22 protein-coding genes are annotated in these 21,064 nt (G+C 69.5%); 9 read left to right on the top strand and 13 right to left on the bottom strand.

Annotation, left to right across the window (positions count from 1 at the left end; translation table 11 throughout):
* Positions 1-12: 12 nt before the first annotated feature.
* Entirely contained in the window at positions 13-1,242 is a 1,230-nt protein-coding gene (locus tag B9Y95_RS01170) for an MFS transporter (RefSeq protein WP_085510297.1), read from the bottom strand.
* Positions 1,243-1,426: 184 nt separating this feature from the next.
* Here B9Y95_RS01170 and B9Y95_RS01165 point away from each other — a divergent pair, with 184 nt between their 5' ends.
* The 5 genes from B9Y95_RS01165 to B9Y95_RS01145 are packed head-to-tail and all read left to right on the top strand — an operon-like array spanning position 1,427 to position 5,649.
* Positions 1,427-1,819: a MerR family transcriptional regulator gene (locus B9Y95_RS01165; protein WP_159453310.1), complete on the top strand. Its 393-nt coding sequence runs from the start codon at positions 1,427-1,429 to the stop codon at positions 1,817-1,819.
* Positions 1,820-1,846: 27 nt separating this feature from the next.
* Positions 1,847-2,743, top strand: coding sequence for a formyltetrahydrofolate deformylase (purU, locus tag B9Y95_RS01160; protein WP_412458809.1), 897 nt, complete (start codon positions 1,847-1,849; stop codon positions 2,741-2,743).
* Positions 2,744-2,783: 40 nt separating this feature from the next.
* On the top strand, positions 2,784-3,140 hold the full coding sequence (locus B9Y95_RS01155; protein ID WP_234993927.1) for a YrdB family protein: 357 nt from the start codon (positions 2,784-2,786) through the stop codon (positions 3,138-3,140).
* A complete protein-coding gene (gene nagA / locus B9Y95_RS01150; protein WP_085510294.1) occupies positions 3,137-4,291 on the top strand; it encodes an N-acetylglucosamine-6-phosphate deacetylase in 1,155 nt (384 codons plus the stop codon). Before B9Y95_RS01155 ends, nagA begins: the two co-directional genes overlap by 4 nt.
* Entirely contained in the window at positions 4,288-5,649 is a 1,362-nt protein-coding gene (locus tag B9Y95_RS01145; protein ID WP_085510293.1) for an FAD-binding oxidoreductase, read from the top strand. Before nagA ends, B9Y95_RS01145 begins: the two co-directional genes overlap by 4 nt.
* 241 nt (positions 5,650-5,890) lie before the next feature.
* Here the strand turns inward: B9Y95_RS01145 and B9Y95_RS01140 are convergent, their stop codons facing one another.
* From B9Y95_RS01140 to B9Y95_RS01115, 6 genes are all read right to left on the bottom strand, one after another.
* Entirely contained in the window at positions 5,891-7,045 is a 1,155-nt protein-coding gene (locus B9Y95_RS01140; RefSeq protein WP_079705308.1) for a mannitol-1-phosphate 5-dehydrogenase, read from the bottom strand.
* Positions 7,045-7,479, bottom strand: coding sequence for a PTS mannitol transporter subunit IIA (locus B9Y95_RS01135; RefSeq protein ID WP_064296632.1), 435 nt, complete (start codon positions 7,477-7,479; stop codon positions 7,045-7,047). Before B9Y95_RS01135 ends, B9Y95_RS01140 begins: the two co-directional genes overlap by 1 nt.
* A 118-nt stretch (positions 7,480-7,597) precedes the next feature.
* Positions 7,598-9,184, bottom strand: a complete 1,587-nt coding sequence (locus B9Y95_RS01130) for a PTS mannitol transporter subunit IIBC (RefSeq protein WP_085510292.1) — start codon at positions 9,182-9,184, stop codon at positions 7,598-7,600.
* Entirely contained in the window at positions 9,181-10,860 is a 1,680-nt protein-coding gene (gene ptsP / locus B9Y95_RS01125; protein WP_085510291.1) for a phosphoenolpyruvate--protein phosphotransferase, read from the bottom strand. Before ptsP ends, B9Y95_RS01130 begins: the two co-directional genes overlap by 4 nt.
* Before the next feature lie 4 nt (positions 10,861-10,864).
* Positions 10,865-11,140, bottom strand: a complete 276-nt coding sequence (locus B9Y95_RS01120) for an HPr family phosphocarrier protein (protein ID WP_064296634.1) — start codon at positions 11,138-11,140, stop codon at positions 10,865-10,867.
* Between the two features lie 3 nt (positions 11,141-11,143).
* Complete coding sequence (locus B9Y95_RS01115) at positions 11,144-11,467, bottom strand: PTS sugar transporter subunit IIB (protein WP_085510290.1); 324 nt, start codon at positions 11,465-11,467, stop codon at positions 11,144-11,146.
* Between the two features lie 187 nt (positions 11,468-11,654).
* Between B9Y95_RS01115 and B9Y95_RS01110 the strand changes: the two genes are divergently transcribed.
* On the top strand, positions 11,655-13,577 hold the full coding sequence (locus B9Y95_RS01110; protein ID WP_327083079.1) for a BglG family transcription antiterminator: 1,923 nt from the start codon (positions 11,655-11,657) through the stop codon (positions 13,575-13,577).
* A gap of 76 nt (positions 13,578-13,653) precedes the next feature.
* Here the strand turns inward: B9Y95_RS01110 and B9Y95_RS01105 are convergent, their stop codons facing one another.
* A complete protein-coding gene (locus B9Y95_RS01105) occupies positions 13,654-14,226 on the bottom strand; it encodes a helix-turn-helix domain-containing protein (RefSeq protein ID WP_085511016.1) in 573 nt (190 codons plus the stop codon).
* A gap of 66 nt (positions 14,227-14,292) precedes the next feature.
* Between B9Y95_RS01105 and B9Y95_RS01100 the strand changes: the two genes are divergently transcribed.
* Complete coding sequence (locus tag B9Y95_RS01100; RefSeq protein WP_200811337.1) at positions 14,293-14,982, top strand: AzlC family ABC transporter permease; 690 nt, start codon at positions 14,293-14,295, stop codon at positions 14,980-14,982.
* The gene (locus tag B9Y95_RS01095; RefSeq protein WP_085510288.1) at positions 14,979-15,302 is read left to right on the top strand and encodes an AzlD domain-containing protein; all 324 of its coding nucleotides are present in this window, start codon (positions 14,979-14,981) and stop codon (positions 15,300-15,302) included. The genes B9Y95_RS01100 and B9Y95_RS01095 overlap by 4 nt, the downstream gene beginning before the upstream one ends.
* Before the next feature lie 4 nt (positions 15,303-15,306).
* Here the strand turns inward: B9Y95_RS01095 and B9Y95_RS01090 are convergent, their stop codons facing one another.
* Together B9Y95_RS01090 and B9Y95_RS01085 are read right to left on the bottom strand one after the other, a co-directional pair.
* Positions 15,307-16,086, bottom strand: coding sequence for a glucosamine-6-phosphate deaminase (locus tag B9Y95_RS01090; protein WP_085510287.1), 780 nt, complete (start codon positions 16,084-16,086; stop codon positions 15,307-15,309).
* Complete coding sequence (locus B9Y95_RS01085) at positions 16,079-16,990, bottom strand: ROK family protein (protein WP_085510286.1); 912 nt, start codon at positions 16,988-16,990, stop codon at positions 16,079-16,081. Before B9Y95_RS01085 ends, B9Y95_RS01090 begins: the two co-directional genes overlap by 8 nt.
* Positions 16,991-17,250: 260 nt before the next feature.
* On the opposite strand from B9Y95_RS01085, the gene B9Y95_RS01080 reads away from it, so the two are divergent.
* On the top strand, positions 17,251-17,664 hold the full coding sequence (locus tag B9Y95_RS01080; protein ID WP_064296639.1) for a hypothetical protein: 414 nt from the start codon (positions 17,251-17,253) through the stop codon (positions 17,662-17,664).
* A gap of 68 nt (positions 17,665-17,732) precedes the next feature.
* Here the strand turns inward: B9Y95_RS01080 and B9Y95_RS01075 are convergent, their stop codons facing one another.
* Genes B9Y95_RS01075 through B9Y95_RS01065 form a run of 3 tightly spaced genes read right to left on the bottom strand, consistent with a single transcriptional unit; the run spans position 17,733 to position 20,934 of the window.
* The gene (locus B9Y95_RS01075) at positions 17,733-18,650 is read right to left on the bottom strand and encodes a carbohydrate ABC transporter permease (protein WP_085510285.1); all 918 of its coding nucleotides are present in this window, start codon (positions 18,648-18,650) and stop codon (positions 17,733-17,735) included.
* Entirely contained in the window at positions 18,647-19,600 is a 954-nt protein-coding gene (locus B9Y95_RS01070) for a carbohydrate ABC transporter permease (protein ID WP_085510284.1), read from the bottom strand. The genes B9Y95_RS01075 and B9Y95_RS01070 overlap by 4 nt, the downstream gene beginning before the upstream one ends.
* The gene (locus B9Y95_RS01065) at positions 19,597-20,934 is read right to left on the bottom strand and encodes an ABC transporter substrate-binding protein (RefSeq protein ID WP_085510283.1); all 1,338 of its coding nucleotides are present in this window, start codon (positions 20,932-20,934) and stop codon (positions 19,597-19,599) included. Before B9Y95_RS01065 ends, B9Y95_RS01070 begins: the two co-directional genes overlap by 4 nt.
* Between the last annotated feature and the right edge of the window lie 130 nt (positions 20,935-21,064).

Here is a 21,064-nt window from a genome sequence, read left to right as displayed (position 1 = left end):
GCTCGTGCTCGATCAGACGGACTCGCGCCTGCGGGTGCGCAGCACGTCCGCGGCGAGGAGCGAGGTCGCGACCACGGCCAGGCACACGTACACCCACGGCAGCACGCCGAGACCGATCTCGGCGAGGAGCAACGCGCCGAGCGCCGAGCCGCCACCGATACCCGTGTTGAACGCCGTCGTGTAGAACGCGTTCGCGGTGTCGCGGATGCGCGGGCTCGCCGCGTGCAGGAGGCGCGTCTGCATGAGCGGCGGCAGCATACCGAAGGCCGTCCCCCAGAGGAAGAACGCGACGAGTGCGCCCGGAAGCCAGCCTGCCGAGAGGGCGAGGACGCTCACCATGGCCGCCGACACGGTCAGGGCGACGAACAGGCCCGTGGTCGCACGCCTCGCGAAGACGCTGCCGGTGAGGATGAGGCCGATCGCGCCCGCGACGCCGTAGACGAGGAGGAGGATGCTGAGCTGGCCGGCCGGGACGCCGACCTCGCCGATGAGGAACGGCGCGATGTAGGTGTAGAACGCGTAGTGGCCAGCCATGATGACGCCGACCGCGATGCAGACGATCGCGACCGGGACGATGCTCGGATCACGGCCCGTGGCACCCGAGGCGGCCGCGTGCGACTCCTCCCGACCGACGGGCGGCAGCTTCCACCACACGACGACGGCGCCGAGGAGCATGGCCGCGGCGAGCACGCCGAACGCGAGTCGCCAGCCGAGCGCGTGCCCGAGCGCGGTGCTGAGCGGGACGCCGAGGACGAAGGCGAGCGTGCCTCCGGCGATCGTCACGGACACGGCGCGGGCGAGCTGCTCCTTCGGGACCAGGTGACCGGCGTACGCGCCGACGACCGCCCAGAAGACGCCGTGGGCGAGCCCGCCGAGCACCCGGGTGGCGACGAGGAGCTCGTAGTTCGGTGCGAGCGCGCCGAGACCGGTGCTCACGCCGAGGACCACGATGACGGCCACGAGCAGCGCGTGTCGCGGGACACGCCTGGTGAGGTGGATGAGCGCGGTGCTCGACAGCACGACCGTGAAGGCGAACACGCTGACGAGGAGCCCGATCTGTGACTCGGTGACGCCGAGCGAGGTGCTCATCTCCGGGAGGAGCCCGGTCGGGATCATCTCGCCGGTGACGGAGAGGAAGGTGCCCGCCGCGAGCGCGATCAGGCCGACCCAGGGGAACGGCGGCGGTGACGAGGGCTTGGCGGGTTCGGCGGCGCGCGCCGAGGATGGCGAAGAGGAGGTCATCGGATTGCTCCAACGATGGCGTTCACTCGTCGGCTGACGTGGCGGACGAGTTCGTCTACGCGCTGATGTGCGCGCCCAGGGTCAACCGACATCCGGCGACCGCGGACGAGTCTACCCGAGGGCGGGAATGCGGAGGGCTCGATCCGACGTTGCAGCTGACGTGAAGGTGACAGAGAGGCCGCTCATGCGCATTGCAGAACTCGCTGAACGAACGGGTGTCCCGGCCACCCGGCTCCGCTCCTACGAGGAGGAGGGACTCTTGGTGGCCGTGCGTGCGTCGCACGCGCCCGACGAATACGAACCGTCCGCGATCGACCACGTCGTCACGGTCGACAACCTGTTCGACGCGGGGCTCACGACCCGTCTCGTGCGCGTGGTCCTCGATCTCGATGAGACACGCGCCTCGCGTGCCGTGCCCGACTGCTCCCGCGCGACGGCCGAGTCGCTCCACGCGCAGATCGCCTCGATCGACGCCCGCATCGACTGCCTGCGGCAGAGCCGCGAGACGGTGCGGTCGTACCTGCGGCAGTCCTCCCATGCCGACCTCGTCGACGAGCGGTCCGTCCCTGCGGCTTGAGCGGTCGGGTCCCGGTAACCTGAGTCGGTGACGAACTCGACCGATCCCTCTGCTGTGCCATCGACCACGCACGAGCGCTCCGTCCACTGGGTGCTCTCGATCATCTGCGAGGACCGGCCTGGCATCGTGCACGCGATCAGCGGTGCGATCGTCGAGGCCGACGGCAACATCACCGAGAGCCAGCAGTTCTCGAGCGATGACACCGGGCGGTTCTTCATGCGGCTCCAGGTCGAGGCGGCGGTCTCGCGCGAGCGGTTCGAGGGGGCCATCGCACCGGTCGTCGAGCGGTACGCCCTCCAGTGGCGGCTCGACGTCGTCGGTCGTCCGCTCCGGACGCTCGTCCTGGCCTCGACGGCGGCACACTGCGTCAACGACCTCCTCTTCCGTCAACGGGCCGGCCAGCTCCCGGTCGAGATCCCCCTCGTGCTCAGCAACCACGGTTCGCTCCGCGATCTCGCCTCCTTCTACGGCGTGCCCTTCGAGGCGCTGCCCGTGACGGACGCGGCCTCGAAGGCGGCGTTCGAGGCCAGGGTCGTCGAGGCCGTCGAGGAGCACGACATCGAGCTCGTCGTCCTCGCCAGGTACATGCAGATCCTCTCCCCCGAACTCTGCGAGCGACTCGCCGGTCGCGCCATCAACATCCACCACTCCTTCCTGCCCGGTTTCAAGGGCGCGAACCCGTACAAGCAGGCGCATGCGCGCGGCGTCAAGCTCATCGGTGCGACGGCGCACTTCGTGACGAGCGACCTCGACGAGGGACCGATCATCGAGCAGAACGTCGTCCGCGTGGACCACTCCCGCTCCCCCGCGGAGCTCGTCGCCATCGGTCAGGACGAGGAGAGTCGCACCCTCACCCAGGCGGTGAAGTGGTTCGCCGAGGACCGCGTCCTCCTCGATGGTGCGCGGACGATCATCTTCCGCTGACCCGGAGCGGGCTCGCGGCCACGCGCCGTAGAATCGTGTGGTGTCTGAACGAACTCCCGCCGACGTGAAGATCGGCCCCAACGAGATCCTGCGGTTCTTCCTCGAACTCTTCGCCTTCTTCTCGCTCGGCTTCTGGGGCGTCGCGGTGTGGCCGTTCCCCCTGAACGTGGTCGTCGGGATCGCCGCGCCGGTCGTGGCGATCATCCTCTGGGCGCTGTTCCTCTCGCCGCGCGCCGTGATCCGCATCGACCTCTACGGCCAGGCGGTCGTCGAGCTCCTCATCTTCGCGGCGGCGGCGCTCGCCTGGTTGCACCTCGGGCAGCCGATCATCGCGACCGTCTTCGCCGTGGTCGCCGTCGCAAGTGGTGTCGTCCGCGGACGGAAGCAGCTCGCATGACCGAGCTCCTGATCCACTCAGCCACCAAGGTCGACGTCGACGGCCACCAGGACGCCTTCTGGCTGCACGCGGTCGACGGCGTCATCCGCTCCACCGGAACCGGCGACGACTGGCGGTCCGTCCCCGTCGGCGACGACGCATCCGTCCTCGACGCACACGGCGGCCACCTCACGCCGGGGTTCATCGACCTCCACGTCCACGGCGGCGGCGGGTCGTCGTTCGACGACGGACGCGACGCCATCGGACGCGCGCTCGCGGTGCACCGGGCGCACGGGACCACGAGGACGCTCATCAGTCTCGTCTCGAACCCGGTCGACGCCCTCGTCGCGAGTCTCGAGGGGATCGCCGACCTCGTCGCCGAGGATCCCCTGGTCCTCGGAGCCCACCTCGAAGGTCCGTTCCTCTCACCGGCCAAGAAGGGCGCACACGACCCCGGTGCCCTCATCGACCCGAGCCCGGCGGTCGTCGAACGCCTCATCGACGCGAGCCGAGGCACGCTGCGGCAGATCACGATCGCCCCGGAGCTGCCGAACGCCCTCGAGGCGATCCAGGTCCTCGTCGAGGCCGGCGTCATCGTCGCCGTGGGGCACACCGACGCCGACGAGGCACTGACGAAGACGGCGTTCGATCTCGGCGCCCGGCTCGTCACCCACGTGTTCAACGCGATGAACGGGATCCACCACCGCGCGCCCGGACCGATCATCGCCTCCTTCGCCGACGAGCGGGTCACGGTCGAGCTCATCCTCGACGGCGAACACGTGCACCCCGACGTCGCCAAGCTCGCCTTCGAGCAGGCCCCGGGCCGCGTCGCACTCATCACCGACGCGATGGCCGCAGCCGGTTCTTCCGATGGCCGTTACCTCCTGGGAGCGCTCGCGGTCCAGGTGACGGACGGCCTGGCGCGCCTCGTGGAAGGCGACTCGATCGCCGGCTCCACGCTGACGCTCGACCGGGCGCTCCGACTCGCCGTAGCGAGCGGTGTGGCGACGGATGCGGCGGTCGGTGCCCTCACGAGCACCCCGGCCCGTGTCCTCGGCCTCGACGACCGTTTCGGACGACTGGCCCCGGGATACGCCGCGGACGCCGTCCTGCTCGACCACCAGTGGAACGTCCAGGCGGTCTGGGCCGACGGATCAGTCCTGCCGCGATGACGACGCCGACCGTCCTCGACGCCCTCCGTGACGCCCTCGGCGACGCGGTCTCGACGACGGACGCCGTCCTCGCGGACGCACGGTCCGACAAGTCGGGTCACGTCTCCGACGCCCCACCGATCGCCGTGGTCTCCGCGCGTTCCATCGAAGACGTCCAGACGGTGATGCGCATCGCCACCGCGACCGGGACGCCGGTCGTGACGCGCGGCGCCGGTACCGGTCTGGCCGGCGGCGCGCTCGGCGGCGCGGGCGAGATCGTCCTGTCGACGCTCGAGATGCAGCGCGTCCTGGAGATCAACGAACCCGACCTCCTCGCGGTGGTCGAACCGGGCATCATCAACGGCGCCTTCAACGACCTCCTGCTCGCCAGAGGGCTCTGGTTCGCGCCCGACCCGGCGAGCCGCGCGATCTCGACCGTCGGTGGGAACATCGCGACCGGTGCCGGCGGCCTGCTGTGTGCCAAGTACGGCGTGACGCGCGACGCCGTCCTCGCCCTCAAGGTGGTGCTGGCCGACGGACGACTCATCAGCGTCGGGCACCGGAGCGTGAAGGGGGTCACCGGCCTCGACCTCACGAGTCTCATGGTCGGCTCCGAGGGCGTCCTCGGCGTCATCGTCGAGGCGACCGTCCGCATCCGACGCGTGACGCCGGGCACCGTCGCGACAATCGCCGGGTACTTCCCGAGCGTGGTCTCGGCAGCGGAGGCCACCGCCGCCGTCACCGCGTCCGGTGTCCAGCCGTCGATCATGGAACTGCTCGACCCCGTCGCACTCGTCGCCGTGCACCGCTACCTGCAGCTGCCGACCCCGACCAGCGGCGAGGCGCACGTCGTGATCCAGACCGACGGCCCGAACGCCGAGGCGGAGGCCGCCGCGATCCTCGATGTGCTCCACGCCGGCGGCGGGCGTGCCGAGATGTCCACCGACCACGCGACGGGTGAGCATCTGTTGGCCGTCCGCCGCGCCCTGCATCCCTCGCTGGAGCAGTTCGGCACCCCGCTCATCGAGGACGTGTCGGTCCCCCGCAGCCAGTTGGCGGCGATGTTCACGGCGATCGGCGAGATCGAGCGCCGGTACGGCATCTCCATCCCCACGGTCGCGCACGCGGGCGACGGCAACCTCCACCCGAACTTCGTCTTCGAGGGAGTCGAGGTACCAGACCTCATCTGGCAGGCCGCCGACGACCTCTTCACCACCGCACTGCGGCTCGGCGGTACCCTCACCGGCGAGCACGGCATCGGCCTGCTCAAGAAGCGCTGGCTCGGCGACGAGCTCGGCGAGGATCAGCTCGCGCTCCAGCACGGGATCAAGCGGCTCTTCGACCCGGAGAACCTCCTCAACCCGGGCAAGATGTTCTGAGGCCCTTCGACAGGCTCAGGGACCGGAATGAGGGACGCCCAGAGACCGGAATGAGGGGCGCCCAGGGACCGGAATGGGGCGCGCTCAGAGACCGGAATGAGGGGCGCCCAGAAACCGGAATGGGGCGCGCTCAGGGGCCGAAGACGGCGGCCGGAGGCGGACCCGGGGACCGGAGACCGGCCGGGAACGGCGACAGGCCCAGGGTCCGGACGGATCCGGTCCCTGAGCCTGTCGAAGGGCGTTACGCGAGCGATGCCTGTCGGGCGACGACCTGCGCGAGCACCGCGGGAGCCAGCGGGTGCTCGGGAGCCAGGCCGGTGACCTCCTCGACGAAGGTGCCCGGCGCGAGCTCGTGGAGCTTCGCCTGCAGGTGGACACTCTGCTCGTCATCGGCGACGTCGAACTCGAGTGCGGCACCGATGGCCGAGACGAGTGCGTCGTGGGCCATGCCGCGCTCCGCCAGCTCTGCGGCGGGCCCGATGAACCGCTCGGTCCGGCTCAGCTTGCGCAGCGGCTGCCGACCGACGCGCTCCACGGTGTCGGGCAGGTGGACGTTCGCGAAGCGACGGAGGATCGTCTCGCGGTACTCGCGTTGCGCGTCGACGTCGAGCCCGTGCTTGGCCACGAGCAGCGCGGAGGTCTCCTCCAGCACCGCACCGACGGCGACGGCGATGGACGGCTCGGCGAGTGCTTCGGCGATGGTCCCGATACCGGCGCGCGCACCGAAGTAGGCGACGGAGGCGTGGCCGGTGTTCACGGTGAAGAGCTTCCGCTCGATGTACGGCGCGAGCTCCTCGACGAAGTGGGCACCGGGGATCGACGGCAGCGAGCCGTTGAACGCCGGGGTCTCGATGGCCCATTCGTAGAAGGTCTCGACGGTCACGTCGATGCCCTGCCCGGCGGGCTGGCCCGGGACGATGCGGTCCACGGCCGTGTTCGCGAACACGGCCCGGGTCGACAGCGACGCCCAGGCCTCGTCGCCGACCGCCTGGCGCACCTCGGTGGCGAGGAGGTCGGTGGCGTTGATCGCGTTCTCGCAGGCCATGACGGCGAGCGGAGCGGCGTCGGCCGGACGGGCGGCGATCCCACGCGCGATGACCGGAGCGACGAAGCGCAGGATCGTCGGCCCGACGGCGGTGGTCACCACGTCGGCGGCGGCGATCTCCTGGACGAGAGCTTCCTCGTCGGTGGCGCTGTTGATCGCACGGAACCCGGTGACGACCGTGTCCTTCGCGCCGTCGCCCACCTCGTGCACCGTGTAGCTGTCGGCCGCGGCGATCGCATCGATGAGCTCGGCGTTGACGTCCGCGAAGACGACCTCGTAGCCGCCCTCATGGAGGAGCAGGCCGACGAAGCCGCGCCCGATGTTGCCGGCGCCGAAGTGGACGGCTCGCATCACTCGTTGACCTCGCTCAGGAGCGCGTAGAGCTCCTCAGGCGTCTCGGCTGCGAGCAGCTTGGCGACCTCGTCGTCCTCGGAGAAGATGATCGCGATCTTGGAGAGGATCTCCATGTGCCCGCCGTCCTTGCCGGCGATGCCGACGACGAAGCGGACCTCGTCGCCATCCCAGTCGATTGGGGTCTCGTAGCGGGTGAACGACAGGGCGGAATCGCGGACCGCCTCCTTCGCGTCGTTCGTCCCGTGCGGGATCGCGAGGAGGTTGCCCATGTAGGTCGACACGGACTGCTCGCGGGCGAGCATGGCCTCGAAGTACTCGTCGGTCACGGCGCCGGCCGCTTCGAGGGCGTCGGCAGCGCGGCGGATGGCCTCCTCCTGCGTCACCGTCCCGGTGACGATGGTGATCCGATCCTGGGTCAGTACCTGCGACATGTCTTCCTCTGCATTCGTCGTGCGGGGCTCCGCCGGTGCGGTCCGGAGCCGGATGAAGGGCGGTGGATGGAGCCCCGGGGCGCACGCCCTTCGCGTGCGCCCCGGGATCGTTCCGTTGCTAGTGTGCTCCCTCTCCGCGGAGCAACTCCACCACTTCGTCGTACTTCGGAGAGTTCATGAAGTTGTCGACCGACATGTGCACGGCACTCGGGGTCTTCTCCTTCGCCCGCTCCGTCAGCTCGCGCTGGGTGATGACGAGGTCGACGTCGTCGGCGAGGTTCGCGATCGCCTTGTTGGTGACGGTGATCTCGTCGATGCCGGCCTTCTTGATCTTGTTGCGGAGCACCGAGGCGCCCATCGCACTCGAACCCATACCGGCGTCGCAGGCGAAGACGATGTTGCGGATCGGGCCGCGCTCGAGCGTCGTGACGACGCCCTCGTCGACGACGTCCGCACCGGCTGCGGCGCTTCCGGCGGAGAGGTTGCCGAGCACGCTCGACTTCTTGCCCTTGGCGGCTTCGGTCGCGGCGACGGCGGCCGAGAGGTCACCGGCGTTCTCGTTCTCGAGGTCGCGCTTCCGGCTGGCCCGCAGGATGATCGCGGAGATCCCGAACGAGACGGCTGCTGCGACGATGACCGACAGGATCACGCCGAAGTAGCTGTCGGGTGCCGTCTGGATGAGCACGGCGATGATGCTGCCGGGCGAAGCCGGGGCGCGGAGACCCGTGTTGAACGCGACGTTCGTCGCCACACCGGCCATACCGCCACCGATCGCGGCCAGGACCAGCATCGGCTTCATGAGCACGTACGGGAAGTAGATCTCGTGGATGCCACCGAAGAACTGGATGATGACCGCCCCGGGAGCCGACGCCTTCGCGAGACCGATGCCGAAGAAGCAGAACGCGAGCAGGATGCCGAGGCCCGGACCGGGGTTCGCCTCGAGGAGGAACAGGATCGACTTGCCGGTCTCCTCGGACTGCTGGACACCGAGCGGGGTCAGCACACCGTGGTTGATCGCGTTGTTGAGGAAGAGGATCTTGCCGGGCTCGATGAAGATGCTCGCGATCGGCAGGAGCGAGTTGGCGACGAGCCAGTCGACGATGCCCTCGAGGAAGCTGCTGAGCGCGGTGACGATCGGTGCGATACCGAAGAAGCCGCCGATGGCGAGGAGGGCTCCGAGGATACCCGCGGAGAAGTTGTTGACCAGCATCTCGAAGCCGGCCTTGATCTTGCCGTCCCAGATCCGGTCCACCTGCTTCATGAGCCACGCGGCGAGCGGGCCCATGATCATCGCACCGATGAACATCGGGATCGCGCTGCCGACGATGACACCCATGGTCGCGATGGACGCGACGACGCCGCCGCGCTCACCGTAGATCATGCGGCCACCGGTGTTCGCGATGAGCAGCGGGAGCAGGTACGTGATCATCGGGCCGACGAGGCCGACGTACTGCGGGAAGGTCGTGCCGTCGTCGGCCTGGGCGAGCGCCGTCGCGGCACCCTGCCAGCCGATGAGGTCGGCGTTGCCGAAACCGCCGAGGATCCCGTTCGGGAACCAGCCGGTCGCGATGAAGAACGCGGTGATGAGGCCCCAGGCGATGAAGGCCGCGATGTTCGGCATGACCATGCCGGAGAGGAAGGTGCCGAATCGCTGAACGCCGACTCGTGCACCTCCCGGCTTCTTGGGAGTAGACGTCGTTGTCATGATGATGTTGCCTCTTTCATTTCGGGAGTCGTTGCAGCGGTGGCCGCTGCCCTGGCTTCGGCCGCGCCGTCGGCGGCCAGTGCTGCTGCTGCGATGCGTCGGGCGTCGTCGAGCGTGTACTGCTGGAGGGAGTGACGGACGTCGGCGAGCGCCGACGGCGACATGGACAGGGTGGTGGCGCCGAGTCCGACGAGGACGACGGCGAGGAGCGGGTCGGCGGCTGCTTCGCCGCAGATGCCGACCGGCTTGCCGTGGTGCTGGCCGGCTTCGCCGACGAGCTGCACGAGGCGGAGGACCGCCGGGTGCCACGGGTCCTGGAACGCGCCGACGGAACCGAGCAGGCGGTCCGCGGCGAGCGTGTACTGCGTGAGGTCGTTGGTCCCGATCGACGCGAATCCGGCGTGGGCGAGGACGCGGTCGGCGAGGAGGGCGCTCGACGGCACCTCCACCATGACGCCGGGCGTCTTCAGGCCGTACTCGGCGGCGATCGCCATGAAGTACTTCGTCTCCTCGACGGTCGACACCATCGGGGCCATGACCCAGAGGTCGGCGTCCGTCGCCGCGTCGGCCTGGGCGAGCGCCGTGAGCTGCTCGCGCAGGATGTCCTCGCTCGCCCGCAGCGCACGGAGGCCACGGAGTCCGAGCGCCGGGTTGTCCTCGTGCGCGTCGTTCAGGAACGCCAACGGCTTGTCGGCACCGGCGTCGAGGACGCGAACCACGACCTTCTGGCCGGGGAAGGCGTTCAGGAGCTTCTCGTAGTGCGCACGCTGCTGCTCGACCGTCGGCGCGAGCGCCTGGTCGAGGAAGAGGAACTCGGTACGGAAGAGGCCGACGCCCTCGGCGCCGAGCTCTGCGGCGGCGTCGGCGTGCTCGGCCGAGCCCAGGTTCGCGAGCAGCGGCACGGGGGTGCCGTCGGCCAGCGCACCGGGGACGACCGGTGCGTTCACGAGCGCGAGGCGGTCGGCGATGCGCTGCTCCGTGGCGGCGACGAGCTCGGGGGTCGGATCGACCGTGACCTCACCGGTTGCCGCGTCGACGACGAGCGTCGTGCCGTCGGTCAGCTCGGCTGCTCCGACGACGCCGACGATCGCGACGATCGACTTCTCGCGGGCGAGGATGGCCGTGTGCGAGGTCGGGCCGCCGTCGCTCGTGACGAGGCCGAGGACCAGGTCGAGGTCGAGCAGTGCGGTGTCGGCCGGAGCGAGGTCGCGGGCGACGAGGATGAACGGGTGGCCGGGCGAGGGGACGCCGGGGGCCGGCACGCCCATGAGGTCGGCGATGACCCGCTGCGACACGTCGTCGAGGTCGGCGGCGCGCTCCCCGAGGTAGCCGCCCATCGCGGCGAGCTGGTCGCGGAACGAGGCGAAAGCCGCGTGGACGGCCCACTCGGCGGTCTTGCCGTCCGCGAGCCGCGTGGCGATCTCCTCGGCGAGGGTCGGGTCCTCCGCCATCATCGCCTGGGCCTCGAGGACGTCACGAGCGGCACCACCGGCGGCGGCGCCACGGGCCTCGAGCTCGCGGGCGACCGCGGCGAGGGAGGTGTTCGCGCGCTCGGTCTCGGTCGCGAGGTCGAGGGTGCTGGCGACGTCGGCGGGCGCGGGGAGCGGGTCGGCCATGCGGGCCACCGGGCCGACGGCGACGCCCTGGCCGATGCCGATGCCCTGGAACGCGGTCATCGGACTACTGCTCGTCATGGTCGGTCACCAGGAGCTCGGAGAGCGTGTCGAGGGTGCCCTCGGCTGCGGCGCCCTCGCCGTCGACGGAGAGGGTCACGTAGTCGCCGTGCTCGACGGCGAGCGCGATCACGCCGAGGATGCTCGCGGCGTTGACGGGCTTGCCGCTGCCCTTCGCGATCGTCACCGGGACCCCGGCGTCCTTCGCAGCCTGCGTGAACAGCTTCGCGGGCCTGGCATGCAGGCCGTGCGACGAGCCGATGCGGACGGTTCGAGTTGCCATGGGTTACCTCCTGGTTGGTGAGTGGATCGAGAGGACGAGTTCGAGGGCTCGCGCGCCACCCTCGACGCCGAAGACGTCGCCGGGCAGGACGGCGACCGCGGCGCCGGTGGGCTCGGCCGCAGCGCGCAGCGCGGCCTCGTGGTCGGCGAGGTGGGCGCCGACGAGCAGGACGTCGACACCGTCGAGGGTGATCGTGCCGCCGAGGACCTGTGATTCGGCACCGGCTGCGACGGAGACGTCGATCGATCGGTCGGCTGCTGCGCGACGCAGGCGTTGGGCCATGAACGTGCTCGACGCACCCGCGCCGCAAATCACCAGGATCTTCATCGAACCTTCTCCAGAACCGCCGATTGCCTACCAACCCATCATTCCGTCACGCCCCTCGCGGCTCCACCAGAAGCTCTTCCGCCGGGGCGGAAAGGTCGTCGAACGCGCGGAAGCGGCTGGGAAGGTGGTTGACTCGGTGGAGCGGTTCGCCCGGACCGCGCGACGGCCGACCGACGGAGAGGGCATCGTGGCACGCGAGAAACACGACCGCATGCTCGGCTACCTCGCGGGACGGGACGGCTGGACGACGGCCACGGAGGTCGCGGAGGTGCTCGGCGTCACACCGCGCAGCGTCCGCAGCTACGTCACGGCGGTCAACACCCGCACCGCGCCGCACGATGTCGTCGAGTCCGGGCCGAACGGGTATCGATTGAACGCCGACGGCTATGCGGTCTACCGACGCCGAGCCGCATCGGCGTTCGAATCGGAGACGCCTCGGGATCGGCTGTACGGGCTCGTCCGGCTGCTCATCAGCGCCCCCTCGGGAATCGACGTGCACGAGACGGCACAGCGGCTCCACGTCAGCGAGTCGACCGTCGAGGGCGACCTGGGCCGGGTCCGCGCCATGCTCGCCGACACCGCCCTCACGCTCGACCGTTCGGGGTCGACGGTGACGATGGCGGGCGGTGAGACCGAGCGACGGCGCCTCCTCAGCCGGATGTTCCGCGACGAGACCGATCGCGGCATCGTCGAACTCGAGGCGCTCCAGCGCGCGTTCGCGCCGAACGAGTTCAGCCCGTTCAAGGGCGAGTTGCTCGAAGCGTTGACCGCGCGTGGGTACTACGTGAACGAGTACGGCATCGCGAACGTGCTGCTCCACATCGCGATCGCCATCGACCGTGTCACGAAGGACCGTCCGGCGGAGCCCACAGACCATGCTCCGCGCACCCCGGAGGTCGAGGCGGTCGCGGAGGATCTGGCGCGGCTCGTCGACGCCCACTTCCACGTCGCGCTCGGCGAGGGCGACCTCGTGTACCTCAGCTACCTGCTCGTGACACGGGTGGTGACGCCGGGCAGTGGGGCTCCCGCCGAGGTCCTCGTCGACGACTACGTCAACCAGGACGACCTCGCCGCCGTCCGTCAGGCCGTGGACCGCGCCGGCCGCGAGTACCTCGTCGACCTCTCCGACGAGGACTTCATCGTCCGGCTCACCCTCCACGTCCAGAACCTCATCCGTCGTGCGCAGGACCAGTCCTACTCACGCAATCCGCTGACCCGCTCGATCAAGACCTCGTACCCGATGATCTACGAGCTCGCGGTCTTCATCGCCAGCCAACTGCAGCGGCACGGCTCGATCATCATCAACGACGACGAGATCGCCTACATCGCGATGCACGTCGGCGCCCAGCTCGAGCAGAAGGCCCGCAAGGAGGCCCTCCTCGGCTCCACGATCGTCTCCGCCGGCTACTACGACATGCACGAGGTGCTGCGCCGGCGCGTCGAATCGCAGCTGGGCGACGTCCTCGACGTCCGATCCGTCATCACCCGCACCGACGTCGACTGGGCCGCCATCGACACCGACCTCGTCCTCACGACGATCGAGCCACCGGCCCCTGCCGACGGCATCGTCGTCATCCAACCGTTCCTCACCGCGGCCGACGTGGAGCGCGTCCGCACCGCGGTCAGCCGCGTCCGTCGATCGTCCCGCCTGTCGGAGATCACCGACGAACTGCTGCAGTACTTCCACCCGGACCTCTTCCTCCGGAACGCACATGCCGAGGACGAGGAGGGCATGATCCGCTTGCTCGGCGAGCGCATGATCGCCCGGGGGATCATCGACGAGAGCTACCTCACCGCGGCGATCGAGCGGGAGCGCATGTCGTCGACGGCGTTCACCGACACCTTGGCCGTGCCGCACGCCATGGCGATGACCGCGCACTCGACGGCCATCGCGATCGCCGTGAACGAGACGCCGATGGAGTGGGGCGGCGCCCGCGTGAGCGTCGTCGCACTCGTGGCGTTCAGCGAATCGGGTCGCGCCGCGTTCCAGACGGTGTTCGACCAGTTCGTCGAGGTGTTCTCGGAGCGCTCGAGCGTCGCCCGGATCATCCGCCGTTCCGAGGACTTCGCGGGCTTCATCGACGAGCTCGTGCACGTCATCGACGGCTGAGCACCCGTCGCGCCGTCCCGGTCACCGAGCGGTCCCGGTCACCGAGCGGTCCCGGTCACCGAGCTTGTCGAGGTGCTCACACGTGTTCGGTGACCACCACGGCGGTCGTGCCAGGCTCGAGCGCCTCGAAGACGTGGGGCACGTCCCCGGCGTGGGCGAGGTAGTCCCCCGGGCCGAGTTCGACCTCCTCGCCGACGGGTCCGACGGACGCGCGGCCAGTGCTGAGGATCCAATGCTCGACCACGCCCGGCATGTGCGGCTCCGAGCGCCTCGGCTCGCCCGGTTCGACGACGATGCGGTAGATGTCACGTCGGGCGTTCGGCGGGCTGGCCGACAGCACCGTCGCGACGTAGTCCGCCCCGGACGCGGCGAGGGTCGGTCCCTCACCGGCACGGATGACCTGGACCGGCCGTCGCACCGGCTCGACCAGGCGGGCGAACGGCACGTCGAGGGTGACGCTGAGTGCCCAGAGGGTCTCGAGACTCGGGTTCCCGAGCCCCGCCTCCAGCTGCGAGAGGGTCGACTTCGCGATCCCGGCTCGACGGGCCACCTCGGCGAGTGACAACCCGGTGCGCTGCCGCTCGCGGGTCAGTGCCGCCGCGACCGCGGCATGCGGTGCTCCGTCGTCGGACGGTTCGAGCTGCGTCATGCGTTCGCTCCAGAGTGTTACGCGTTCGATTTGACGAACGCTCGATCGGCGTTCAATATAGTGTACGTGCGTTCGATATGGAGTCATCTCGGTCGGCCGACCACGCGGTCCATCGCGCTGGTCTGCATCGCCGACGGGCTGGTCGGCATCTCCTACGGAGCCGTCGCCGTGCACTCGGGCATCCAGCCCTGGGTCGTGCTGGCGCTCGCACTGCTCGTCCTCGCCGGCGCATCGGAGATCCTGTTCGTCGGGATCGTCGCAGCCGGCGGGAGTCCGCTGACCGCCGCCCTGGCAGGGCTGCTCGTGAACGCCCGTCACCTGCCGTTCGGCCTCGCGATCCACGAGGTCGTCGGTACGGGCTGGCGTCGCGTGCTCGGGACGCACCTCCTCAACGACGAGTCCGTCGTCTTCGCGCTCGATCAGGACACCCTGGAGCGGAAGCGCGCCGCGTTCTGGGCGTGCGGCCTCGGCATCCTCCTCTGCTGGCCGGCGGGCGCCGCACTCGGAGCCTTCGCCGGCACCGTGATCGAGGACACCGACGCCTTCGGACTCGACGTGATGTTCCCCGCCGTCCTCCTCGCCCTCATCTTCCCCGCCCTCCGCGAGCGCCGGACGCGCCGAGCCGCGCTCGTCGGCGCGGTCGTCGCCGTCGCCGCGACGCCGTTCCTCCCGGCGGGGATCCCTGTCCTGTTGTCGCTCGTCGGTCTCCTGTTCGGCTTCGGCCGGAAGCAGCCGAAGCAGGAGGTAACCGTATGAACCAGTCGATGCTCGTGCTGGTCGGGATCGTGATCCTCGCGGGGGGCACCTACACGTTCCGCCTGGCCGGGCCACTCCTGCGGACCCGCACCGAGGTCTCGGAACGGGTCGAGACGCTGCTCGCGGACGCCGCCATCGTCCTGCTCATGGCGGTCCTCACGACCACGGCCCTGACCCAGGATCAGCAGTTCGCGGGATTCGCGAGGCTCTCGGGCGTCCTGGTCGCTGGCATCCTCGCCTGGAGGAACGCACCATTCGTCGTCATCGTCCTCGCGGCAGCCCTCACCACGGCGCTCCTCCGCCTGGCGGGCGTCGCCTGAGCCGTCAGATGCCCTGCCAGGCGGGCTTGTTGGCATACGCGTAGCGGTAGTAGTCGGCGTGCTGCAACTCGGACGCCGCCGCTTCGTCGAGGACCACCGTGGCGCGCGGGTGCAGTTGCACCGCTGAACCGGGGAGGTTCGCGGACAGCGGTCCCTCGAGCGCGGCGGCGATCGCAGCAGCCTTGCCCGCACCGAAGGCGAGGAGGACGAGGTGTCTCGCGCGGAGGATGGTGCCGAGTCCCTGGGTGATGCAGTGCATGGGTACGTCGTCGATCGAGTCGAAGAACCGTGCGTTGTCCCGGCGGGTCTGCTCCGTCAGGGTCTTCACGCGGGTGAGCGAGGCGAACGACGAGCCCGGCTCGTTGAACCCGATGTGGCCGTCGGTCCCGATGCCGAGGATCTGCAGGTCGACGCCACCGGCGGCCTGGATCGCCGCTTCGTAGTCGGCGCCGGCGTGCTGGATGGTCTCGGCCGCACCGTTCGGCACCTGGATGCGCTCGGGCACGAGGCCGAGCGGCTCGACGACCTCACGCGTGATGACGGAACGGTACGACTCGGGGTGCCCGGCCGGCAGGCCGACGTACTCGTCGAGGGCGAACCCGCGCACCCGCGAGAGGTCGAGGCCCTGAGAGCGCGCGGCGAGCGCCTCGTAGACGGGGAGCGGTGTCGAACCCGTCGCCAGTCCGAGGACGGCGTCTGGACGCTCCTCGATGAGGGAGACGATCGCCTCCGCGACGAGGGTGCCTGCGGCACCGCTGTCCCCCACGATCACGACTTCAGCCATGCGACGATTCTCCTCTTCCCACGAGTGCTGCGCCGATCGCCGCGACGGGGGATCCCGTCGGCACGAGGCGCACGCGCTGTTCCAACTGCAATGATGCGACGAATCGAGACCCGGCGGCGGATTCGGCCAGAGCCTCGCGGATGACGGCGAGCAGTCGCTCGCCGAGAGCGGTGAGCCCTCCTCCGAGGACGATGTCGTCGGCGTCGACGGTGAGGGTCAGGATGCGGACGGCCGCGGCCGCGCCGTGGCCGAGGCGTGCGCGGAGCGCGATGGCCCGCGGGTCCCCGGCATCGGCATGGTCGAAGAGGTCGAGCACCGGCAGCGCCACGTCGGCTCCCCAGGCGGCGGAGACCGCACCGCCGGCGGCCATGGTCTCGACGCACCCGCGCTGTCCGCACCCGCAGCGGTCGCCGAGCGGGTCGACCGACAGATGTCCGACCTCGCCGGCGACCCCGCTCGAGCCCTGCCAGAGCCGGCCGTCCGTGACGATGCCGGCGGCGACGCCCGTGCCGAGGTTGAGGTAGGCCATCGTGCCGGAACCGTCGAGCAGCTGCCAGGCGCCGAGGGCGGCCGCCTTCACATCGTTCTCCACGGCGACGGGGACCCCGAGGCGCTGGGCGAGGATCGCGCCGAGTTCGAGTTCCTCCACGTCGAGGTTGACGGCGTGGGTCACGCGGCCGGTGCCCGGGACGATGAGGCCGGGGATACCGACGCCGACCGACGTGAACGCGTCGATCGGACGCGCGACGGCGTCGGAGAGCCGACTGACGGCCTCGACGGCGGTTTCGACGACCGCATCCGGGCCGCGTCCGGTGACCAGTCTGAGCCGATGCAGGAGCGCACCGTCATCCGTCACGACGACGGCATCGGTCTTCGTGCCGCCGATGTCGAGTCCCACCCTCACGCGGTTCGTCTCCGGAGGGCGTCGTGGCGCGTCTGCATGCTGTGGTTCCTTCGATCCGTGGTGCGACCCGCTCGCACCACCGGTTTGTTCGCCAAGCTTACAAATAAACCGGGCTCACGTCCATGTCGGCGGCGACTGCGCTCCATGAGCGCCAGCACTTTGTCCATCAGATGTCGGGTTCTACCGGGTACCCTGGAGGCCGACCCGCAGCGCGCGGGCGGGCCCGTCACGGGTACCGAACACGGGGGAATCACACCACCATGAAGAAGAACGCAGCAGCATTCCTCGGCGCGATCGCCGTCTCGGGCCTGCTCCTCACCGGCTGCGCCGGCGGCGCCCAGAGCAAAGAGGATGCGTGCAAGCTCATCCAGTCCGAGGTGACGGAGTCGGCTTCGCAGCTGCAGTCGGGCCTGAGCTCGCTCTCCTCCGACCCCGAGGCGGCCGTCACCCAGCTCGACGACTTCTCCGGAACGTTCAAGGCGGCGGCCGACAAGGTCACCAACGACGAGGTGAAGACCGCGGCGAACGACTCGGTGAAGGCGCTCAACGACTTCATCGACGTCGCGAAGACGGCTGTCGACGACCCGCAGAACGTCGACCAGACCGGGCTCACCGATTCACTCACGAAGCTCCAGGACGAGTTCACGACGCTCGGTAACACCTGCAGCCTCTAGCTCGACACGACTGACGACGGGCTCCGGATCGGCTGATCCGGGGCCCGTCGCCGTCTCCGGGCCGACGGCTACTTCACGGATCCCTCGGTGAGCCCGCCACGCCAGAAGCGTTGCAGCACGATCATCGCGATCGCCAACGGGATGATCGACAACAGCGCGCCGCCGGTCGTCAGCTCGTAGAACTCCGGCAGGCGGTCGACCTGGCTCCGCCAGTTGTTGAGGCCCAGGGTGATCGGGTACAGCGTGCTGTCGGACAGCATGACGAGCGGCAGGAAGTAGTTGTTCCAGATGCCGACCAGCTGGAAGAGGAAGACGGTCACGAGCGCGGGCGTGAGGACCTTCAGCCCCACGGTGTGGAAGATCCGCAGCTCGCTCGCGCCGTCGATCCGTGCCGCCTCGATGAGCGAGTCGTCGATCGTCGCGTCGGCGTAGATCCGGCAGAGGAACAACCCGAACGGCGAGACGAGCGACGGCAGGAGCACCGACCAGTAGGTGTTCGCGAGCCCCATCTGACTGAAGAGCAGGAACAGCGGGAGCGCGGTGGCCGTCCCGGGCACGAGGACCCCGCCGAGGATGGTGCCGAAGACGAGGTCACGTCCGCGGAACCGGTACTTCGCGAGCGCGTACCCACCTGCGGCGGCGAGGTACGTCGCGATGAGTGCTCCCACGCCCGCATAGAGCACCGAGTTGCCGAACCAGCGGACGAAGATGCCGCCGTCGTAGGTGAGCACCTCGTGGAGGTTCGACCACAACGAGAACTCGGAGCCGAGGAGGAAGCCGTTGCTGCCGAACAGATCCTCGGTGCTCTTGGTCGCAGCGATCACCACCCAGTACACCGGCACCAGGAAGTAGACCGCGACGACGACGAGGATGCCCGTCACGAGCACTCGCATCCCCCTGGATCCACCCGGTCGTCCCTGCTGATCGCTCAGCCGCTGGGCTCGCTTCGACGAGGTCGCGGTCGTGATGCTCCGGGTCTCGCTCATGATGCCCTCCTCGACGTCAGACGCAGGAAGATGAACGACAGCGCGAACGCGACCACGGCGATGAGCACCGCCTGCGCTGCGGCGACGTTGTAGTCGTTGTAGGCGAACGCGGTCGTGTAAGCGCTGAGGTTCGGCGTGTACTCGTTGTCGATCGCGGGCGACACGGTCTGCAGCACCTGGGGCTCGGCGAAGAGCTGGAGCGTGCCGATGATGGAGAACACGGTCGTGAGGATGAGCGCTGGCCGGATGAGCGGGAGCTGGATGCTCATCGCGACGCGGAACGGCCCGGCACCGTCGACCTTCGCGGCCTCGTACACCTCGCCGGGGATGGCCTTCAACTGGGCGACCACGATCATCATGTTGTAGCCGGTGTAGGTCCACGTCACGATGTTGGCGATGGACCAGAGCACGGTGCCTGCGCCGAGGAAGTCGAGCTCGATCCCCATCGCGCCGGCGATGTCGATGATCGGGCTGAGTCCCGGGACATAGAGGAACGACCAGAGGATCGTCGCGATCACGCCGGGGATGCCGTAGGGCAGGAAGTACACGGCCCGGAAGAACCCTGGCCACTTCGCGGAGGCGGACTCGAGGAGGAGCGCCAGCAGGGTGCACAGGGCGATCATGACCGTGACCTGCACGACGCCGAAGAGGAGCATCCGGCCGATCGAGGCGATGAAGTTGCCGTTCTCCAGGGCCTGGGCGTAGTTGGAGAACCACGCGAACTCGGTCGTGACACCTTCCTCGCCGAAGACGCCCTTCCGTGAGACCCGGAGGAAGCTGCTGCCGATCGCGACGATGATCGGCAGGATGAAGGTGAGGACGAAGAGCGCCAGGAACGGTCCGAGGAGGACCCACGGAGCCGCGACCGAGGTCCGGCGTCGGCGTTGCGCTCCCGACCGCGACGGGTCGTCCGCCACACCGCGCGCCGGGCGTTCCGTGACGGCGCTCACGACGCTGCCTCGATCCGGAGGCCCTTGTTGCGGAAGGCGGTGATGACGTCGCGCTGTCCCTGGACCACGGCGTCCACGAGGGTGCCGCCCGAGGCCTTGGCCCGGAACCCGTCGGCGAGGATGTTGAACGTCTGCTGGGTCAGCGGCCACCACTGCCACTCGTTGTTCTGTTCCTTGGCCGCCGGCACGAAGACCTCCTCGTTGTAGTTCTGACCACCGAAGAATTCGCTCGGCTGTTGCCGGCGGGCACCGATGTAGGCGTCGTTCGGCGACCACCCGATGCCTGAGTGCTCGATCATGGCGTCGATACCGGCGTCGCTCGTGGTCATCCACACGGCGAACTCGAGCGCCTCCCTCGGGTGGGCGCTGTTCGCCAGGACGGCAGCCGTGGACCCGCCCTGGAAGGTCGAGCCGTACCCCTCGCTCCCCCACCGGGGCAACGGCGCGACCCGCCACTTACCCTCGGCCCCCGAGACGCCCTGCAGGAGGGCGTCTCCCCAGCTGGCTCCGGCGAGCGACGCGATCGAGTCCTTCGCCGCAGCGGCGAACCAGGCCGGTGAGAACTGGCTGTAGGAGGTGGTCATGACGCCCTCGTCGATGGCCCGGTCGAAGAATCTGGCCGTCTCCAGGGTCGCGTCGTCCGTCATGTCCACGATCCACCGGTCGCCGTCGACACGGAACCAGGACGCGCCTGCCTGGGTCGCCATGGCCGCGAACCACGAGGCGTCGTCGAGGGCGAAGCAATCCAGGTACATGTCGGCCTCGCGTACCGCCCCCGCCACCTGGAACCACTCGTCCCAGGTGGCCGGGGGCTTCGCGCCCACCCGGTCGAGCAGGTCCGGGCGGTAGTAGAGCGCCATCGGACCGGAGTCCTGCGGGATCCCGTAGACCCCGTCAACGTAGGAGACCTGGTTCCAGAGGGTCTCGTTGTACCGCGACGCGACCTCGTCCGCGCCGTAGCGCCGGAGGTCGACCAACCCGTTCACGAGCAGGAACTCGGGGAGCGTCCGCATCTCGACCTGCGCGAGGTCCGGACCACCGCCCGCGGCGAGCGCCGAGTACAGCTTCTGATACCCGCCGTCGTTGCCTCCGGGGATCCAGACCGCCTCGACCTGCACGTTCGGGTGGTCGGCGTTCCAGACGTCCGCGACCCTCTGGAGGTCCTTCAGCCAGGCCCAGTAGGTGAGCGTGATCCGTTCGCCGGCGGCGGCCGGGGCGATCGTCGGACCGGTGTTCGGCGACACCGTCCCCGGGGTGGAACAGCCCGACAGGAGCGCGGTCGCACCACCCGCTGCAGCCCAGGCGAGCAGCTGTCTTCTCGTCATCGGTGACATCGATGGTCCTCACTTCGTCGTCGAGGTGGTCCATCGACGCTAACACGACCGTTGGCACCGGCGTCGAGACCCGAACGGCGGACGGGGCCCGGGAGCGTGTGCTCCCGGACCCCGTCCGTGTGGTGCTGGC

This window comes from Plantibacter flavus, assembly GCF_900177615.1.
GTDB classification, from domain to species: domain Bacteria; phylum Actinomycetota; class Actinomycetes; order Actinomycetales; family Microbacteriaceae; genus Plantibacter; species Plantibacter flavus.
Note: the sequence above shows the minus strand (reverse complement) of the source record. Positions and strands in the feature narration are given on the sequence as shown.

Coding starts and splice junctions, on each gene's coding strand:
- B9Y95_RS01115 (WP_085510290.1), bottom strand. CDS start 11,467: ATGAAGATCCTGGTGATTTGCGGCGCGGGTGCGTCGAGCACGTTCATG.
- B9Y95_RS01075 (WP_085510285.1), bottom strand. CDS start 18,650: ATGAGCGAGACCCGGAGCATCACGACCGCGACCTCGTCGAAGCGAGCC.
- B9Y95_RS01095 (WP_085510288.1), top strand. CDS start 14,979: ATGAACCAGTCGATGCTCGTGCTGGTCGGGATCGTGATCCTCGCGGGG.
- nagA (WP_085510294.1), top strand. CDS start 3,137: ATGACCGAGCTCCTGATCCACTCAGCCACCAAGGTCGACGTCGACGGC.
- B9Y95_RS01140 (WP_079705308.1), bottom strand. CDS start 7,045: ATGCGAGCCGTCCACTTCGGCGCCGGCAACATCGGGCGCGGCTTCGTC.
- B9Y95_RS01080 (WP_064296639.1), top strand. CDS start 17,251: ATGAAGAAGAACGCAGCAGCATTCCTCGGCGCGATCGCCGTCTCGGGC.
- ptsP (WP_085510291.1), bottom strand. CDS start 10,860: ATGACCGCGTTCCAGGGCATCGGCATCGGCCAGGGCGTCGCCGTCGGC.
- B9Y95_RS01105 (WP_085511016.1), bottom strand. CDS start 14,226: ATGACGCAGCTCGAACCGTCCGACGACGGAGCACCGCATGCCGCGGTC.
- B9Y95_RS01130 (WP_085510292.1), bottom strand. CDS start 9,184: ATGACAACGACGTCTACTCCCAAGAAGCCGGGAGGTGCACGAGTCGGC.
- B9Y95_RS01165 (WP_159453310.1), top strand. CDS start 1,427: ATGCGCATTGCAGAACTCGCTGAACGAACGGGTGTCCCGGCCACCCGG.
- B9Y95_RS01090 (WP_085510287.1), bottom strand. CDS start 16,086: ATGGCTGAAGTCGTGATCGTGGGGGACAGCGGTGCCGCAGGCACCCTC.
- B9Y95_RS01065 (WP_085510283.1), bottom strand. CDS start 20,934: ATGTCACCGATGACGAGAAGACAGCTGCTCGCCTGGGCTGCAGCGGGT.
- B9Y95_RS01120 (WP_064296634.1), bottom strand. CDS start 11,140: ATGGCAACTCGAACCGTCCGCATCGGCTCGTCGCACGGCCTGCATGCC.
- B9Y95_RS01170 (WP_085510297.1), bottom strand. CDS start 1,242: ATGACCTCCTCTTCGCCATCCTCGGCGCGCGCCGCCGAACCCGCCAAG.
- B9Y95_RS01145 (WP_085510293.1), top strand. CDS start 4,288: ATGACGACGCCGACCGTCCTCGACGCCCTCCGTGACGCCCTCGGCGAC.
- B9Y95_RS01135 (WP_064296632.1), bottom strand. CDS start 7,479: ATGTCGCAGGTACTGACCCAGGATCGGATCACCATCGTCACCGGGACG.